Below are 16,436 nucleotides of genomic sequence, written 5' to 3'. Positions count from 1 at the left end.
TAGAACAATTTTAATTTAAGAATACAGATCAATATTCATTCTACAAATTGAGGAGTGAAGATTTATGGTAACATTATACACATCACCAAGCTGTACATCATGTAGAAAAGCAAGAGCGTGGTTAGAAGAGCACAATATCCCGTATCAAGAGAGAAACATCTTTTCTGAGCCTCTTTCAATCGATGAAATCAAAGAAATTCTTCGAATGACTGAAGACGGTACAGATGAAATTATCTCAACACGTTCAAAAGTATTCCAAAAGCTAAATGTGAATGTTGAGACAATGCCTCTTCAACAATTGTATAAACTGATCAATGAGCATCCAGGTCTTTTAAGACGTCCAATCATCTTGGATGAAAAAAGACTACAAGTTGGCTACAATGAAGATGAAATTAGACGTTTCCTTCCAAGAACGGTTCGTACATTCCAACTAAGAGAAGCTCAGCGACTTGCTAACTAATTGAAAAACGAAAAGCTGCCGATCATTTGGCAGCTTTTTTTATTTGTTTTCAGCTGTTTGTTCGTAAAATAAGCTGGCTAAAATGACCATTACAACCGTTAAAAACGGGAGCATGAATTCAAGAGTCGCATGCTGAGCCATAAATTCATTCAATTTCACATCACGAACAATCATTTCACCGCCAGTAAAAGCCAAAAGAGCACTTCCTCCGTATAAAAGAAACGGGAATTTGGTTAAAGCGGCATGAATTAGCTTACTTCCCCAAATAATAATCGGTACTGAAATCATAAGGCCGAAAGCGGTCAGCAGCATGTTGCCTTTTGCCGCACCTGCAACTGCAATCACATTATCAAGTGACATAAAGAGATCTGCAATCACAATGGTCTGAACCGCACGCCAAAGGGAGCCGCTGCTTTTAATGCGAATCGATTCTTTCTTTTGTTCAATTAACAAATTGTATCCTATATAAAGGAGAAAAAGCCCGCCGATAAATTGCAAATAAGGGATGGTCAATAAATAAACTGCGGCACCTGTCATCGTAATTCTCATCAGCACTGCCAAAAGTGTACCGATCCATATGGCTTTATTGCGTTTGTCATTTGATAAGCTGCGGCTAGCCATCGCAATGATCAACGCGTTATCTCCGCCTAAAATCAGATCTATGCCAATAATCATCAGTAAGGATATGATCCACTCTGTTTCCATCCATTTCACCTCATGTCTAATAGAGCTCGTACAACCAATATATGAGGACAATTCAAATATATGTTTCTGTAAGTTTTCTCTGCAAAAAATGCGTTTTTATTTCTTTTATTCATGTTTTATCATAAAATAGACAGTACGAAGCAATACCTCAATTCTTTAAAAGGTTAACATGTAGACGGAACGGGTAAAGTGTAGTAAAGTACTATTAATTGGGAGCTTGTATGTCCCTTCAACATCTTATATAGAAGGGAAGGTTGGCAAAATGGAAATCGAAAGAATTAATGAACATACAGTGAAATTTTATATTTCCTACGGTGATATTGAAGACCGCGGATTTGACCGTGAAGAAATTTGGTATAATCGTGAACGCAGTGAAGAGCTGTTTTGGGAAGTAATGGACGAAGTGCACGAAGAAGAAGAATTTGCAGTTGAGGGACCTCTTTGGATTCAAGTGCAGGCACTTGACAAAGGTCTTGAAATTGTCGTGACGAAAGCCCAACTTTCTAAAGATGGACAAAAGCTCGAATTGCCGATTCCAGAAGATAAAAAAGATCAAACAGATGAAGAAAGTCTAGACGCACTGCTTGATGATTTTCAAAAAGAAGAGCAGGATCAAGAAGACCATAATGAGAAGGACAAAAAACTTCAACTTCAATTTGTGTTGAAAATGGATGACTTTGAAGATTTGATTGCACTTTCTCAATTAAATATGCAGGATTTTACCACAAGTTTATATTCGTTTGAAAACCGTTATTATCTATATGTTGACTTCCACGAGGATTTGTCAGATGAGCAAGTGGAGAATAAGCTCAGCATTTTGCTTGAATATGCTCATGAATCAGTGGTCAGCATTTACAGACTGAAAGAATACGGTCAGCTGATTATCGAAGGAAATGCCCTTGAAACGATTCAACAGCACTTCTCGTAACCAACAAAAGTCGATTTCTATAGAGGAATCGGCTTTTTTATCTGAATGAATAGGTAAATAAAGAGATCGGCAAGGAGAAAATGAAATGAGAAATTTAGTCAAAGTTCTATTTTTTCTTATCATTACGATAGGTGCTTATTTAGTCATTCAATTAATTGCTGGTGATTTAGCGGTAAGTGTATTAAGTTCTGTCAGTGTTCTATTCACTTTATCGATTATCTTCATCGGGTTTGTCATATTCTTGGAGAACCGGAATCCATCTCAAACAATAACGTGGCTTGTCCTGCTTGGCAGCTTTCCGTTATTCGGCTTTCTGTTCTATATTTTCTTTGGACGCAATATCAAAAAACGCAGGCTGTTTGAAAAGAAAGCCATTCTAGATGAACAGTTAATCCAGGAAGATGAGCATATTCATAGAGAAGCGATTGAGAAAATGACGCATATGGGTGATCATCAGCAGCTCTTATTTAAGCTGGCCCACAGACTCGGACATACCCCTATTACGTATCGCACGTCCTCTAAAGTCCTGACGAATGGAGAAGAAACATTCTCTCATATTTTTGAAGAAATCAAAAAGGCGACACATCACATTCATTTAGAATATTATATTCTCCGCCACGATGACCTTGGACAAGAATTAAAAGATATTCTCATTGATAAAGCGAAAAATGGCGTGATTGTCCGCTTTTTATATGACGATGTAGGAAGCTTAAAGCTCTCTCGTCAATATATTGCTGACCTCGAAAAGGCCGGCGTTCAGATCGTTCCATTTTTACCTGTGAGACTACCCCTGTTAAATAATAAAATCAATTTCCGAAATCACCGAAAAATTGTCGTGATTGATGGAGAAGTTGGATTTGTTGGCGGGCTGAACATTGGAGACGAATATTTGGGCAGAAGCAGACAATATGGTTTTTGGCGTGACACGCATTTGATGATTAAGGGTGAAGCTGTACGTGATCTGCAGCAGATTTTCATGCAGGATTGGTACTATATGACGAATGAAAGATGCGCAGGTGTAGACTACTTTAAAGATTTCAGTCACCTTGAGAGCACAACAGAAGGCGTACAAATGATTGCTGGCGGTCCTGATAAACAGTGGGAGGTCATTAAAAATCTCTTTTTCTCCATGATTATCTCTGCCAAAAAGTCTATTTGGATCGCTTCACCGTATTTTGTGCCGGATGATGATATTTTGTCTGCATTAAAAATTGCTGCATTAAGCGGAGTAGACGTACGGATTATTGCTCCGAAGAATCCAGATAAACGGATCGTCTTCCATGCGTCCCGTTCATACTTCCCAGAGCTTTTAGAAGCAGGAGCAAAGGTGTATGAGTATGATCAAGGCTTTATGCATAGTAAATTTATCATTGTGGACAGCGAGCTGGCTTCGATAGGAACGGCCAACATGGATATGAGAAGCTTTCATTTGAATTTTGAAGTGAATGCCTTCCTATATAAAACGAAAAGCACAGAGAAGCTCGTGAACGACTTCTTAGGTGATTTAGAGCAGTCGCATGAAATTGTCCCAGAAGAATTTGCAAAGAGACCGTTAAGGGTAAGACTGTTTGAATCCACAGCAAGATTATTATCACCATTACTATAAAGATTGTATTTTCCCCCTTTTTATCAGGGGGTTTTTTCATTTTCCTCAGGAAAACATCAGTAAAATCATGTTTTGATATGATAAAAGTTCAATTTGCCTATTCGCTTCTTAATAGACGAACAAGCTATAATACGGTCATCAAAGAGTAAGGGGCGAGCAGAATGAATACAGCGATCATGGATAATGGAAAGCTTATTCGAATTACACATCATTTATCTAAAAACCGGCTGGAGCATGTAAGGACGACGTGCAAATTTTATTGTCCTGATTGCAGGGAAGAGGTGCAATTAAAGCTTGGTGAACAACGTGTGTATCATTTTGCACATAAACAGCTGACAGCATGTCCACTAGCCTCAAGCGAAACGGCTTATCATCAGGCGGGGAAAGAAGCCATCATGAATTGGCTTCAGCGGCTGGGACATAAACCGGTGCTTGAAAAGTATGTGTCAAAGGTTCATCAGCGTCCTGACGTGGCCGTCTCTATTGGAGGAACAAGTTATGCAATCGAATATCAATGCTCAAATATTTCACGGCAAGAGCTGCGCAAAAGAACAGCAGGGCTCCGTGAAGCGGGGCTCATCCCTATATGGGTAATAGGGGCAAATCGTTTAAAGCGAATATCTGCCCAGCTCTTTTCCTTCTCCTCCATTCATTGGGGAATGTTAAGGGAATCACAGAAAGGGAGTCTGATTTTTTACTGTCCGCTCCAGAATAGATTCATCCATCTTGCTCAACTTCTCATATTTCAACCAACGAAAATATGTGCCGCCATGACTGTCAGACCGCCAACAGCATACCGCGAACTTTCGGCGCTCCTATCTCCGCCCTCAAGCAAGCGTCCAGTCTACAAGCAATGGCTTAGATGCATACAGCAATTTAGGCAGCGGCCTCCCCGCATTTTATCAAATGAAAGCAAGCGGTTGAGAGACATTTTCTATGAGCACCATCAAATGGCTTTCCCTTTTCTGCCAACTGAATTATTTATCCCGCTGAAAGAAACGTATATTTTTACAAGTCCTGTTTATGTCTGGCAGGGGTGTCTGTATGATTGGATGATGAGGAAAAAAGGAAGCAGTCCAGTAACGGTTCAACTGCTGATGAAAGAAATCAAGCGGTGTGTCCAGATGAAAGAAGTAAAGCTCCGATACGGTGATGTTTCAATAGAAGAAATACAAGAGGTCATCACTGCATATGTTAAGGCGCTTGTCAGACAAGGGTTTTTACACATGACGAAAGAGGGTAATTATGAAGTAGCGTCGAATCAAATGCCGATACGAACAGTAGATGAAGCGTTCAAACGAGATGCTTTCTTATTTCATTAGCATGTTTCATGCCCACTTTGATCATGATAAGAAAAAGGTGGTGCTGCGATTGAATAGAAAGAAACGCTTTTTTCTCATTTTTTTAGTCTGTTTGGTATTTATTTCTGCATATGATTTGACAAATATAGTTCAAAACAAAGAAGATAAATACAACACCAATTTCTTTCACTTTCCGAAAGGTTGGTTCAACACAACTTATGCAAGGGGGATTCATATGACTTCACAAAGCAAAAATAACCATTTACCAGACAGAAGCGAAGTAAAAGAAGAAAACAAATGGCGTCTTGAAGATATTTTCGAAAGCGTTGATGCATGGAACAAGGAATTCGAAGCTGTCAAAAAAGAAATTCCTAAGCTAGCCCAATTTAAAGGCAAGCTGGCCCATTCTGCTGATGTACTGTATGAAGCCCTAACCTTTCAGGATCAGCTTTCTGAAAAGCTTGGTAAGCTTTATACATATGCGCACATGAAATACGATGAGGATACAACTAACTCATCATTTCAAGCGCTGAATGATAAAGCATCGAATTTATTTACACAGCTCTCTAGTACTTCTGCTTATATTGTTCCAGAGATTTTATCGATTCAAGAAGATAAATTGCAGCAGTTTATTCTGGAAAAAGAAGAATTAAAACTGTATTCCCATGCTCTCGAAGAAATTAATAAAGAGCGTCCACATATTTTAAGTGAGGAGCAAGAAGCTTTATTAGCTGAGGCCTCTGAACCACTCTCAACTTCATCTACTACTTTTAGTATGTTTAACAATGCTGATATTTCGTTCCCTTCTGTAAAGGATGAAAATGGGGAAGAAAAGAAGATTACCCACGGCAACTTTATCACATTTTTAAACAGTGATGACCGTGAAGTGAGAAAGAATGCCTTTAAAGCTGTGTATAAAACGTATGATCAGTATAAAAACACGCTTGCTTCGACACTGAGCGGTTCGATTAAAAAGGATAATTTTTATGCAAAAGTACGAAATTATAACTCAGCAAGAGAAGCGGCACTATCTCGGAACAGTATTCCAGAAGAAGTATATGACAATCTGATTGATACAGTTCATCAATATTTACCGTTATTACACCGTTATATTGAATTGCGTAAAAAGGTATTAAAGCTTGATGAAGTGCACAATTATGACTTGTATACACCACTTGTAAAAGATGCTGGTATGAAGCTAACCTACGATGAAGCAAAAGATTATATGCTAAAAGGGTTAGCGCCATTAGGAGAAGAATATGTGTCCGTGTTAAAAGAGGGATTGAGCAATCGCTGGGTAGACGTTTATGAGAATAAAGGGAAACGCAGCGGTGCGTATTCATCTGGAAGCTATGGTACAAATCCATATATCCTCATGAACTGGCAAAATAATATTGATAATTTATTTACACTGGCTCATGAATTTGGGCACTCTGTCCACAGCTACTATACAAGAAAGCATCAGCCATATCCGTATGGAAACTATAGTATCTTTGTAGCTGAAGTGGCTTCTACGACAAACGAAGCGTTACTTGGCGAATACCTGCTGAATCATCTAGATGATAAAAAGCAGCGTTTGTATGTGTTAAATCACTTGTTAGAAGGATTCAGAGGAACGGTATTCAGACAGACGATGTTTGCTGAGTTTGAGCATCTTATTCATGTGAAAGCGCAAGAAGGAGAGGCTTTAACGCCGGAATTTATGACGAACCTTTATTACGACCTGAATAAGAAGTATTTTGGAGACGGCATGGTTGTGGATAAAGAAATCGGATTAGAATGGACGAGAATTCCTCACTTCTATTACAACTATTATGTATATCAATATGCAACAGGCTATAGTGCTGCACAGGCATTAAGCAAGCAAATATTAGAAGAAGGAAAACCTGCGGTGGAGCGCTACACAGACTTCCTTAAAGCAGGAAGCTCTGATTATCCAATTAATGTGTTGAAAAAAGCAGGTGTTGATATGGCTTCCAAAGAACCAATCAAAGCAGCATGTCAATTGTTCGAAGAAAAGCTGAAAGAAATGGAAGAGCTCATCTCTAAAACGGGTGAGTGATGAAAAGACTTCTGTCAGACGTGTGAGTGCAAACTCATCTTTTGACAGGAGTTTTTTTCTCATAAAAAAAGACCTCTTCGCATGTAGAGGCCGTTCCTTATCATCAACCTTTAAATCCCTTAAAGGTCTTCCGGTGGTTCATTCGATAAAGTGTAAAAAGAATAGAAGCAAATAAGAGTGGGGATGTTAGATAAAGAGGAAGCATTTTCATTAAGCCTAATATATTTAAAAAGAAACATAAGCCAATGGAAACAAGTCCAATGGTTGTGCTGCGCATGCAGATCCCTCCATTTTTTCGTTATTTTCACTATATGAAAGTGACAACCCTCTTATGTTTTGTGACAAAAATATGAACATATAGTATATCTGTTGTCATAAGTCGACAAAATTTGATATACTACAGATGTGAAATTAATCACATACAAACATTACCCCTTTGTTTGACCGTGAAAAATTTCTCCCATCCCCTTTGTTGTCGTTAAGACATAGTGAAACCGCGCTTATCCCGGCGCGGTTTCTTCGTGCCTAAAAATAGAACGGGTGTTCCTTTTTAGGGTAAAGAAAAAACATGGGTCAGCACCCATGTTCATTCTCACAGCGGTAGAGATCAAGATCTGAATGATGATCATCTACTTTATAGCGCCAAAACATTTCTTGATGTACTTGTACACGTTCTACCTTTTTAGCGAAAGCCAGCTTTTTCATTTCTCGTTCAACTTCTTCAAGTGTCAGGTCATAAACGACAGCAATCTCTTTTGCAGATGCAAATTGAAAGTAAGCAATAAACCATTCAATTGGAGGCCGTTCTGAAGGTGTTGGTTTTTCACCAATCATTTCAAAAAGGATTTCCTCGTATACATCATAAGAGTACGCACCTGAAATTTTTAAACCTTCATCCCCGTTTACTGTATTAAAAAAGGCAAAGGTTGGAAGCTCAGATACGTCCATTTCAGCTGCAATTTTCATATCACATTGTAGTGCTTTAACAGCACTTTGAGAATGAATATCGCGCTGGAATTCCTCGATGTCCAGTCCAGCACTTTTTGCATTTTCTAGCAGCAAATGTTCACTTGTCACATCTTGCTGATGGCAAAAAAGTGATTCTTGAATGAGACGCAGAAACTTCATTCCGCATTTTCTGCCTTGAAGCTCAGCCGCTTTTAATGCAAGCGAGGCGAGGTAGGGTGAAGTCACAATTTGTTCGGACAGCATTTGTTCTTTTTTGGTCTGAGTTTTGGTAGCAAATTTCCCCCATGCTTCGGTCAGTAAATGCTTTTTTCGTTTTCGATTCAATGCATTAATACTAGAACTTGTCACCGTTCGTAAAGTGAAAAAACGGCCGTACTTCATTTTCAATTTTTTAATGGATGGCTCTAATAACCAGCAGTCTGGACTTAGAGGGTCAATGAATACATAGATTTCAATCGGCTTTTGAGGATGTCCGTGACAGTGTGAGAAATATTGATCGTGCGTATTGCAGCTCAAGATCGTCCATCCTTTTCAGGTGTTTGATTGACCATATGACGAGCCGTTAGAGAAAGCCGCTCAAATAAAAAGTCACGAATATCGCCGGTTAATCCTACTTGATCCATCGCATCCTCCATGCATTCAAGCCATGCGTCAGCCCGCTCCTCAGTAATCGGAAAAGGGAGATGTCTCGCCCGCAGCATAGGGTGACCATGCTCCTCTGTATAAAGCGGGGGTCCGCCTAAATATTGAGTTAAAAACTGTTTTTGTTTTCTTGCTGTTTCTTTTAAGTCATCCGGGAAAATAGGATGAAGCAAAGGATGACACTTTACATTTTCATAAAAAGTATCAACAAGTTGCGATAGAAGTTCCTCTCCAACCGCTTCGTAAGGTGCGTTAAACGATTGTACCATGTTGACTACTCCTTTTACTCGTAGTTAATAGGATGAAGCGCCCTATTGTGAATTCATTTATTTCAAAAGTGATATTCAGTTTGTTCTATTTTATTGTTTCTATTCTTGTATACTTATTTTAACAACCTCAACTCAATTCCACAAACAAACCGCTTTGGTCTATTGGAAATAAGGGGAGAGGCGGGTTCCGTGATCAATTGACCATATCATAACACATTCAGTCAAAAAAGGGTGAAAAGCGACATACAAAAAACCGAAGAGGTTATTCTCTTCGGTTTAAGCGAAATATTGTGCTGTGATTTTCTTTACATAATTTTGTGTTTCTTTAAATGGTGGAATGCCACCGTATTTATCAACATTTCCTGAGCCTGCATTATAAGCAGCTAAGGCAAGTGAGATATTTCCATTATATTTCTGAAGCATTTGTTTTATATACTTCGTGCCGCCTTCGATGTTTTGGGCCGCATCAAAGGCATTATTCACACCAAGTGACTTAGCAGTAGATGGCATAAGCTGCATGAGGCCAAGTGCTCCTGCATGACTGACCGCATTCGTACGATAGCCGGATTCTTGCTTGATGACCGCATGAATCAGCTTCTCTGGAACGCCATGCTTTTGAGCCATTTGTGACACGATTTGATTAATTTCTTTTGATGATGAACCGTTTGAAACAGCCTTTTGAAGCGGCGGCGTGTAGCTGTTGTTTAAGACATTCCCAATGCCGTTCGCTGTATTCAATTGAGCGTCATTCGCATATGAAGATGGAGATTGAAGCTGCTCACTGCCAGCGATAGCAGACAAGTATGGGTTTGTACGCGCGTATTGCGTGTTCGGAGCCGTTGATGGGTCCGTTCCCATAAACGCAGAAATAGAAAGCGGCAGGCGTGATAATTCTGATCCGCCTAAAAAATCTTGCAGCAGCGACTGAAATGAAGCTTGTGCATTCGATTCTTGGCCGGCCGGTATTTGTGTTTGTCCAGGGTCTGATTGTAACGTTTTAAGCGCTTGAAGCTGCATAAAGGATTGAAGTTGATTGACGTTCATCATGTTCCTCCTTCAAGGAATTCATCTATTCTGTGTTTTCATTTTCTCTTCATAAAAACGTACGACTTTGTTTTTCGTGTTTCGTACAGGGATTTGGAATTTTTGGAGCAATGCGGAGAATGCGGCTTGTCCGATTTCCAGGTCGCTCACTTCAAATTCAAGTTCATAGTCCTCTACTGTTAAATATCGGCTGTGATCCAAAACAATTAAGCCTTCTTTGATCTTTTTTTCAGCTCTTGATGTTTCAAGTGAACCAAAATACACAATTTGATCCTTTTGAATGTTCAGATGGTCTAACCTGTCAGCTACTTCACCTTCTGGCAGCTGAAAATCGTCAAGGCTTGAAGGAGGAGCGATCGTTTGGTGGGTTTCGAGCAAGCCTATTTCGTGTGGTTCCTTTAACGTGAGAACCCACTGACCGTCTTTTTCTCTCATTCTTAGTGCAGCGAATTGAGATTTTATATCAAATTGAGGTGTATCAAAGTAATAGTTGGTTTGTGTGTGAAAATCCGAATCCTTCAATTGAAAATGTTGTTTCAGCTGTTCAAATTCTTTTTTCATTAACAATTGCTTTAGCTCTATTTCAATTTCCTGTGCCATTTTGACATCAACCTTTCATTTAGAGGAAATATGATTATTGTACATGAAGTGTGTTCATCATGTAAAAGACTGTTTTTATCTCTTATTTCTCTTTCCACATGTGCCAAAATAAATGGAGAATCATGTGAAAGGATCATTTATAAGAAGAAAATAGGATTTTCTCAAAAAGTTCGGTTTATCAATATTGAACTTGATATGATAAAATAAAGCTGTACTTTGTTGTAAAGGAGATCATGATGCAAAACCGAATTGAAATCACAGAAGCAACTTTAAAAGAAGACAGGCTAATTTTGACGACCACGTCAGAAGAGCAAATCCAAAAAGCAAAAGCATCAGGACAAATGCTTGTTGATTCTGATCACTTTGCGTTCGTTTACATACTTGAAAACGAGGAGTCCTTTTCGTATCTTATCTTAGGGGAACATACATGGGCTCCATTAAAAGAAGCAATGAATCTTGACATCCCTGTCTATTTGGCAGCGGGAGAACATTCGTTAGAACTCATTCAGCTTCATCAAGAATTACATTATTTAATCGACAATATTAAAGACAATGCCAATTACGGAGATATGGAAGAGAAAGTGAAGAGCACATTCCTCTGAAATAATTAGGTATATGGAATTGGGGGAAGTTTCATGGACAAAAAACAATGGGATCAATTCCTCGCACCGTATAAACAAGCAGTCGAAGAATTAAAAGTGAAACTAAAGGGCATTCGAAAGCTGTATGAATTTGAGGATGACCATTCACCAGTAGAATTTGTCACAGGCCGAGTGAAACCTGTTGCCAGCATATTAGAAAAGGCAAAGCGTAAAAACATCCCGATGCATGAAATCGAAACGATGCAGGATATTGCTGGGCTTCGCATTATGTGCCAGTTTGTAGAAGACATACAAGTCGTGAAAAAAATGCTCCAGTCACGAAAAGACTTTGTGGTTGTTGATAAACGCGACTATATTGCAGAACATAAAGAAAGCGGATACCGTTCATACCACCTTGTTGTGTTATATCCGCTGCAAACGATCAACGGAGAGAAGCAGCTCCTCGTCGAAATCCAAATTCGTACACTTGCGATGAACTTTTGGGCGACCATTGAGCATTCTCTGAATTATAAATATAGCGGGAATATCCCGGAGAAAGTCAAGCTGCGCCTTCAAAGAGCTTCTGAGGCAGCATCTCTGCTTGATGATGAGATGTCTGAAATTAGAGGGGAAATTCAAGAAGCACAAGTGGCATTTTCCCGGAAAAAGAAAAACGATAGCTGAGCCTGAGCTTGATCAAATATGATGCTGCCCTCTCATAGCAGCAAGGTGGAAAAGGAGAAGAATTCATGAAATTTGCAGTTTCTTCGAAAGGGAATTCTGTATCTGACACACTCAAAAATAAAATTCAGACCTACTTATTGGATTTCGGGATGGAACTCAACGAAGAGGAACCGGATCTTGTCATTACGGTTGGTGGAGACGGCACCCTTCTTTATGCGTTTCACCGTTATAGCGACCGTCTGAATGAAACAGCTTTTGTCGGTGTTCATACAGGTCATCTTGGTTTTTATGCTGACTGGGTGCCAAGTGAAATTGAAAAACTCGTCTTAGCTATTGCGAAAACGCCTTATCACATTGTGGAATATCCGATCTTAGAAGTCATTGTCAGATACAACGACGGCGGCAGAGAAGAGAAATATTTAGCGATGAATGAATGTACCATTAAAAGTATGGAAGGGACGCTTGTGGCAGATGTTGAAATTAGGGGTCAGCTGTTTGAAACATTCAGAGGTGACGGTCTTTGTCTGTCTACACCGTCTGGCAGTACAGCCTATAATAAAGCACTTGGAGGCGCCATTATTCATCCTTCCATTAGAGCCATTCAGCTGGCAGAAATGGCTTCAATCAACAACAGAGTGTTTCGAACGGTCGGTTCACCGCTTATTTTGCCAGACCACCATACTTGTGTCATTAAACCGATGAATGATGTTGATTTTCAAGTAACCATTGATCATTTGACGCTGCTTCATAAGGACGTCAAATCCATTCAATGCCGGGTAGCCGACGAGAATGTCCGTTTTGCCCGATTTAGACCATTTCCGTTTTGGAAAAGGGTGCAAGATTCCTTTATCGGAAAAGGAGAATAAGAAAGAGGTCGTTCTCGCTGGAATACTTTACGCTAAATAAAACCATGACAGCCAAAGAAGAAGGGCTGCTTTTAAAGAATTATTTAATAGATCTTGGCATTTCAAAAAGAATGCTGGCGGATATTAAATTTGATGGCGGTGATCTCCTCATTAATGGAGAGCATGTGACTGTGAGATACAAGCTGCATAACGGAGACAGGCTCACCGTTTTATTCCCAGAGGAAAAAGTGAGTGAAGGGCTGAAGCCTGCTCCGATTCCGCTTGATATTTTATTTGAGGATGAGCATGTCCTTGTGCTGAATAAAAAGCCATATATCCCGTCCATTCCTTCTCGGGAGCACCCAGAGCACAGTATTGCGAATGGATTGCTGCACCATTATGCAGAGCAGTCTGTTCGGATGACGGTTCATTTGGTGAACCGCCTTGATCGTGATACATCGGGCGTCATGCTCGTGGCCAAGCATCGCTTTGCCCACAGCCTTTTATCAAAAGCGCAAAAAAGTGGAGCGGTCAAACGAACATACAGAGCGTTTACACATGGCATGATCTCGGAAAAGTATGGAACCATTCGTGCAAAAATTGCCCGAAAAGGAGATAGTATCATCGAGCGAATGGTCGATGATACTGGACAGGAAGCAGTGACGCATTTTACAGTGCGAGCGGTGGACGCTGAGTTGAACATGTCAGATGTGGCTCTATCACTTGAAACTGGGAGAACACATCAAATTCGTGTTCATATGAAGTATCTTGGTCACCCGCTCATCGGAGATACGCTATATGGCGGAACGAGTGAGCGGATGAACCGGCAGGCACTGCATAGTGAGACTCTTGTCTTTCCTCATCCGATGACTGGGGAGGAAATGACATTCTCGGCTCCGCTTCCTGAAGACATGAAATCATTGCTGCTTTAAATAGAGAAACCCGGCTACCTGCAAGCGCAGGACCGGGTTTTTTTATGATGTGAAATGCTGAAACCTTGAATCGTCATAAGGCATAGAGGAAGGAACAGAGACCGTTTCAAGCTCAGGATATGTGAGGGCAGACAGCCGGTGGCCAAATACGCAGCCTGTATCAATATTGACGGTTCTGCCAACGAAGCGGGGTTCTTTCACTGGTGTATGTCCGTATACAATCCACGGTTTTCCGCGATATTCCTTTGCCCAATCCTTCCGCACAGGTCGTCCATCTGGCCATGTTTCTCCTGTGACCGCGCCAAATAATAGATAGGATCGCATCTGTTTGTTCGGTTTTCTTCCAATGTCCTTTTCCTTCATCGCTGCGTGAGCAATAATCAGTTCATCAGGAATGAGTACATCGTAAAGCGGAGCCTTCTCAAATAGCTGCTTAAATTCATGTGACAATTTGGTTTGTTCATGAAGGGGCAGCTTTTTTATTTCGTTCACTGTGGTTTCGATGCCATGAAGTAATTTCACGGGATTTCCTTTCAAATAGCGATAAAGCTTAAAGCAATGGTTGCCAGGTACGTAGCGGATCGCGCCGTGTGCGTAGGCATGAATGACAAATCGCATCACATCTACTGACTGAGGGCCTCGATCTGTTAAATCACCGACAAGGGCTAGCGTTCTCTTATCAGGATGGACGGGTAATCCATGTTTGAGTTCGTATCCTAGTTTGTGTATGAGGGTAAGCAGCTCTTCGTAGCAGCCGTGGATATCTCCAATGATATCAAATTTCATAAGATTTCCTCCTGATCTTTCTCATCCATTCATCGGGGTTAAAGAAGTTTGAATTTTAGAACATATAACGAATGGCTTTCTTTTCATTTAGGCAATTGTTAGAATCAATGCTTTAACGTAAAACTTAAAAGATTAAACATCAATGTTAGGAGGCTTTAGCCAATGGAGCATACATCTGTTTCATCACTCGTTGTCGTTATTATTGTCGCCTTTTTCACCCCACTTTTATTGCACCGATTTAAGCTGACCATTCCGGTCGTTGTTGCTGAAATCATCATGGGGCTCATCATTGGAAAAAGCGGTCTTCAACTGGTAGTTGAACATGATGCATGGTTAGACACGTTATCCATGCTCGGTTTTATTTTTCTGATGTTTTTAAGTGGACTTGAAATAGATTTTTCTTCTTTTGAGTCAAAGAAGAAAGCACGAGAACTGCCAAATGGTCTAAAAGAACCAAATACGTTTAAGGCAGCCACGATTATTTTTGTTGGCGTATTTAGTATTTCTTTTATCCTGTCCTATGCGTTTGTCCTTGCAGGGTTTATCCAAAATGCCTTTTTAATGACGCTCATTATATCGACCATCTCATTAGGGGTAGTGGTTCCCACCTTAAAAGAGGAAAAGTTAATGCAGACGAATATCGGTCAAATCATCTTGCTTGTCGCCGTCATTGCTGATTTGGTGACGATGATTTTACTTGCTGTGTTTTCCTCCATTTATGGCGATGGTACAGGGAATATGTGGCTTCTGCTCTTATTATTTGCTGCGGGCATTCTGCTTTATTTATTTGGCCGCGTATTTAAGACAAAGTCGATTTTTCAGTCCATGTCAAAAGGGACCGTGCAAATTGGGACAAGGGCGATCTTTACTCTCATTATAGTCTTAGTTGCCTTATCTGAATCACTCGGTGCTGAAAATATTCTTGGGGCGTTTTTAGCGGGCGTACTTGTGTCCCTTCTTTCGCCGAATAAAGAGCTTGTCCAGCAGCTGGATTCATTTGGCTACGGATTTTTGATCCCCATCTTCTTTGTGATGGTCGGAGTGGATTTAAATATATGGGCACTGTTCAAGGACCCAACCATTATGATCATGATCCCGCTGCTGTTTATTGCATTACTGGTTAGTAAGCTCATCCCGATTCTTTATTTGAAAAAATGGTATGACATGAAAAAAGTGATCGGTTCTGGCTTTTTATTAACATCGACGTTATCACTCGTCATTGCAGCTGCGACGATAGGGGAGCGGCTCGGAGTCATTGACCATAAAATGTCTGGAGCGCTGATTCTAGTCGCGGTACTCACGAGTATTTTAACGCCTGTTTGGTTTAAAGCGCTGTTTAAAAAAGAACAAGCTGCGAGCCATAAAAAACGTGTGACCTTTATTGGTGCAAATCAGCTGACCTTACCTGTCACACTTGATTTACATCAGGATGAATATGATATTCGGATTTTACATGTCTTTCAAGAAAATAAAGAAGCGCTGCTTGCTGACTCCATCTTTGAAGTCGAATCGATTGAAGAGTACGACGATGAGACGCTGCGAAAGGCAGGCGTTGGCCAGGAGGATGTCCTCGTCGTCGCAACAGGCAGTGAGACGAAAAATAAGGAAATTGCTTTATTTGCAAAGGAAGAAGGAGCGAAACAAGTCATTGCTAGTGTCAACAAAGCTGAGACAGAGCTGACATTGAAGGAAGCAGGCATTGATACGTTTTCTAATTTCCTATCATCTAAAACGGTGCTAAGAGCCTTGATTGAAGCACCGGATGCGATTCGATTATTAACAAATGAGGATACTTCTTTGTATCAAATTCAAATGAACAATCATCGTTATCACAATGTCATGCTGAGGGAATTTCCGTTTACCGGTGATTTGGTCTTTGTCCGTATTTTCAGAGGGGTAGACAGCTTAGTACCACATGGAGATACCACGCTTAGAAGCGGCGACCGTGTGCTTGTGTCAGGCTCTCGTGAGTATGTGGCAGGACTAAGAGCCCAATTAGAGTAAGAATGAACCCTTGACCAA

At 40.4% G+C, this 16,436-nt stretch carries 17 protein-coding genes and 1 pseudogene; 11 read left to right on the top strand and 7 right to left on the bottom strand.

Going from position 1 to position 16,436, the window contains the following annotated elements; all coding sequences use genetic code 11:
- The first annotated feature begins 64 nt into the window (after nt 1-64).
- Nucleotides 65-460: a transcriptional regulator SpxA gene (gene spxA, locus ACP7A0_RS15205; RefSeq protein WP_003211421.1), complete on the top strand. Its 396-nt coding sequence runs from the start codon at nt 65-67 to the stop codon at nt 458-460.
- Nucleotides 461-499: 39 nt separating this feature from the next.
- Here the strand turns inward: spxA and ACP7A0_RS15200 are convergent, their stop codons facing one another.
- Nucleotides 500-1,165 (bottom strand): TerC family protein, encoded by a 666-nt coding sequence (locus ACP7A0_RS15200; protein WP_060596006.1) that lies wholly within the window; start codon nt 1,163-1,165, stop codon nt 500-502.
- 175 nt (nt 1,166-1,340) lie between these two features.
- On the opposite strand from ACP7A0_RS15200, the pseudogene ACP7A0_RS15195 reads away from it, so the two are divergent.
- The 5 genes and pseudogenes from ACP7A0_RS15195 to pepF form a co-directional block, all read left to right on the top strand.
- A pseudogene (locus ACP7A0_RS15195) lies at nt 1,341-1,461 on the top strand (hypothetical protein); the annotation flags it as partial.
- On the top strand, nt 1,428-2,093 hold the full coding sequence (gene mecA / locus ACP7A0_RS15190; protein ID WP_012009573.1) for an adaptor protein MecA: 666 nt from the start codon (nt 1,428-1,430) through the stop codon (nt 2,091-2,093). The pseudogene ACP7A0_RS15195 and the gene mecA, both read left to right, overlap by 34 nt.
- An 85-nt stretch (nt 2,094-2,178) precedes the next feature.
- Nucleotides 2,179-3,699 (top strand): cardiolipin synthase, encoded by a 1,521-nt coding sequence (cls, locus tag ACP7A0_RS15185; RefSeq protein WP_088003078.1) that lies wholly within the window; start codon nt 2,179-2,181, stop codon nt 3,697-3,699.
- A 161-nt stretch (nt 3,700-3,860) separates the two neighbouring features.
- Complete coding sequence (locus ACP7A0_RS15180) at nt 3,861-5,021, top strand: competence protein CoiA (RefSeq protein ID WP_426005660.1); 1,161 nt, start codon at nt 3,861-3,863, stop codon at nt 5,019-5,021.
- 214 nt (nt 5,022-5,235) lie between these two features.
- Entirely contained in the window at nt 5,236-7,062 is a 1,827-nt protein-coding gene (gene pepF / locus ACP7A0_RS15175; protein WP_282959334.1) for an oligoendopeptidase F, read from the top strand.
- 103 nt (nt 7,063-7,165) lie between these two features.
- Here the strand turns inward: pepF and ACP7A0_RS15170 are convergent, their stop codons facing one another.
- The 5 genes from ACP7A0_RS15170 to ACP7A0_RS15150 all read right to left on the bottom strand — a co-directional run bounded on the left by ACP7A0_RS15170 (nt 7,166) and on the right by ACP7A0_RS15150 (nt 10,586).
- Nucleotides 7,166-7,339, bottom strand: a complete 174-nt coding sequence (locus ACP7A0_RS15170) for a hypothetical protein (RefSeq protein ID WP_034663238.1) — start codon at nt 7,337-7,339, stop codon at nt 7,166-7,168.
- A 296-nt stretch (nt 7,340-7,635) separates the two neighbouring features.
- Nucleotides 7,636-8,547 carry a ClpXP adapter SpxH family protein gene (locus ACP7A0_RS15165; RefSeq protein ID WP_106031504.1) on the bottom strand — a complete coding sequence of 304 codons (912 nt, stop codon included), beginning with the start codon at nt 8,545-8,547 and terminating at the stop codon, nt 7,636-7,638.
- Nucleotides 8,544-8,942, bottom strand: a complete 399-nt coding sequence (locus ACP7A0_RS15160; protein ID WP_008355333.1) for a thiol management oxidoreductase — start codon at nt 8,940-8,942, stop codon at nt 8,544-8,546. Before ACP7A0_RS15160 ends, ACP7A0_RS15165 begins: the two co-directional genes overlap by 4 nt.
- 276 nt (nt 8,943-9,218) lie before the next feature.
- The gene (locus ACP7A0_RS15155; protein WP_106039523.1) at nt 9,219-9,986 is read right to left on the bottom strand and encodes a lytic transglycosylase domain-containing protein; all 768 of its coding nucleotides are present in this window, start codon (nt 9,984-9,986) and stop codon (nt 9,219-9,221) included.
- Between the two features lie 21 nt (nt 9,987-10,007).
- The gene (locus tag ACP7A0_RS15150) at nt 10,008-10,586 is read right to left on the bottom strand and encodes a CYTH domain-containing protein (protein ID WP_060596011.1); all 579 of its coding nucleotides are present in this window, start codon (nt 10,584-10,586) and stop codon (nt 10,008-10,010) included.
- Between the two features lie 236 nt (nt 10,587-10,822).
- Between ACP7A0_RS15150 and ACP7A0_RS15145 the strand changes: the two genes are divergently transcribed.
- The 4 genes from ACP7A0_RS15145 to ACP7A0_RS15130 all read left to right on the top strand — a co-directional run bounded on the left by ACP7A0_RS15145 (nt 10,823) and on the right by ACP7A0_RS15130 (nt 13,628).
- Complete coding sequence (locus tag ACP7A0_RS15145; RefSeq protein ID WP_034663228.1) at nt 10,823-11,188, top strand: hypothetical protein; 366 nt, start codon at nt 10,823-10,825, stop codon at nt 11,186-11,188.
- Nucleotides 11,189-11,221: 33 nt separating this feature from the next.
- Entirely contained in the window at nt 11,222-11,851 is a 630-nt protein-coding gene (locus ACP7A0_RS15140) for a GTP pyrophosphokinase (protein ID WP_003211990.1), read from the top strand.
- Between the two features lie 65 nt (nt 11,852-11,916).
- The gene (locus tag ACP7A0_RS15135) at nt 11,917-12,717 is read left to right on the top strand and encodes an NAD kinase (RefSeq protein ID WP_060596013.1); all 801 of its coding nucleotides are present in this window, start codon (nt 11,917-11,919) and stop codon (nt 12,715-12,717) included.
- A 44-nt stretch (nt 12,718-12,761) separates the two neighbouring features.
- The gene (locus ACP7A0_RS15130) at nt 12,762-13,628 is read left to right on the top strand and encodes an RluA family pseudouridine synthase (protein ID WP_426005655.1); all 867 of its coding nucleotides are present in this window, start codon (nt 12,762-12,764) and stop codon (nt 13,626-13,628) included.
- Nucleotides 13,629-13,670: 42 nt separating this feature from the next.
- On the opposite strand, the gene prpE is transcribed toward ACP7A0_RS15130, so the two are convergent.
- Nucleotides 13,671-14,414 carry a bis(5'-nucleosyl)-tetraphosphatase PrpE gene (prpE, locus tag ACP7A0_RS15125; RefSeq protein WP_034663218.1) on the bottom strand — a complete coding sequence of 248 codons (744 nt, stop codon included), beginning with the start codon at nt 14,412-14,414 and terminating at the stop codon, nt 13,671-13,673.
- A gap of 162 nt (nt 14,415-14,576) precedes the next feature.
- Between prpE and ACP7A0_RS15120 the strand changes: the two genes are divergently transcribed.
- Nucleotides 14,577-16,418: a monovalent cation:proton antiporter family protein gene (locus ACP7A0_RS15120; RefSeq protein ID WP_066031033.1), complete on the top strand. Its 1,842-nt coding sequence runs from the start codon at nt 14,577-14,579 to the stop codon at nt 16,416-16,418.
- Nucleotides 16,419-16,436 lie beyond the last annotated feature (18 nt).

This window comes from Bacillus sp. DWP3-1, assembly GCF_049896565.1.
In the GTDB taxonomy this organism is placed as follows: Bacteria; Bacillota; Bacilli; order Bacillales; family Bacillaceae; genus Bacillus.
The sequence above is the reverse complement of the archived record's forward strand: the minus strand, read 5'-3'. Positions and strand labels throughout refer to the sequence as shown.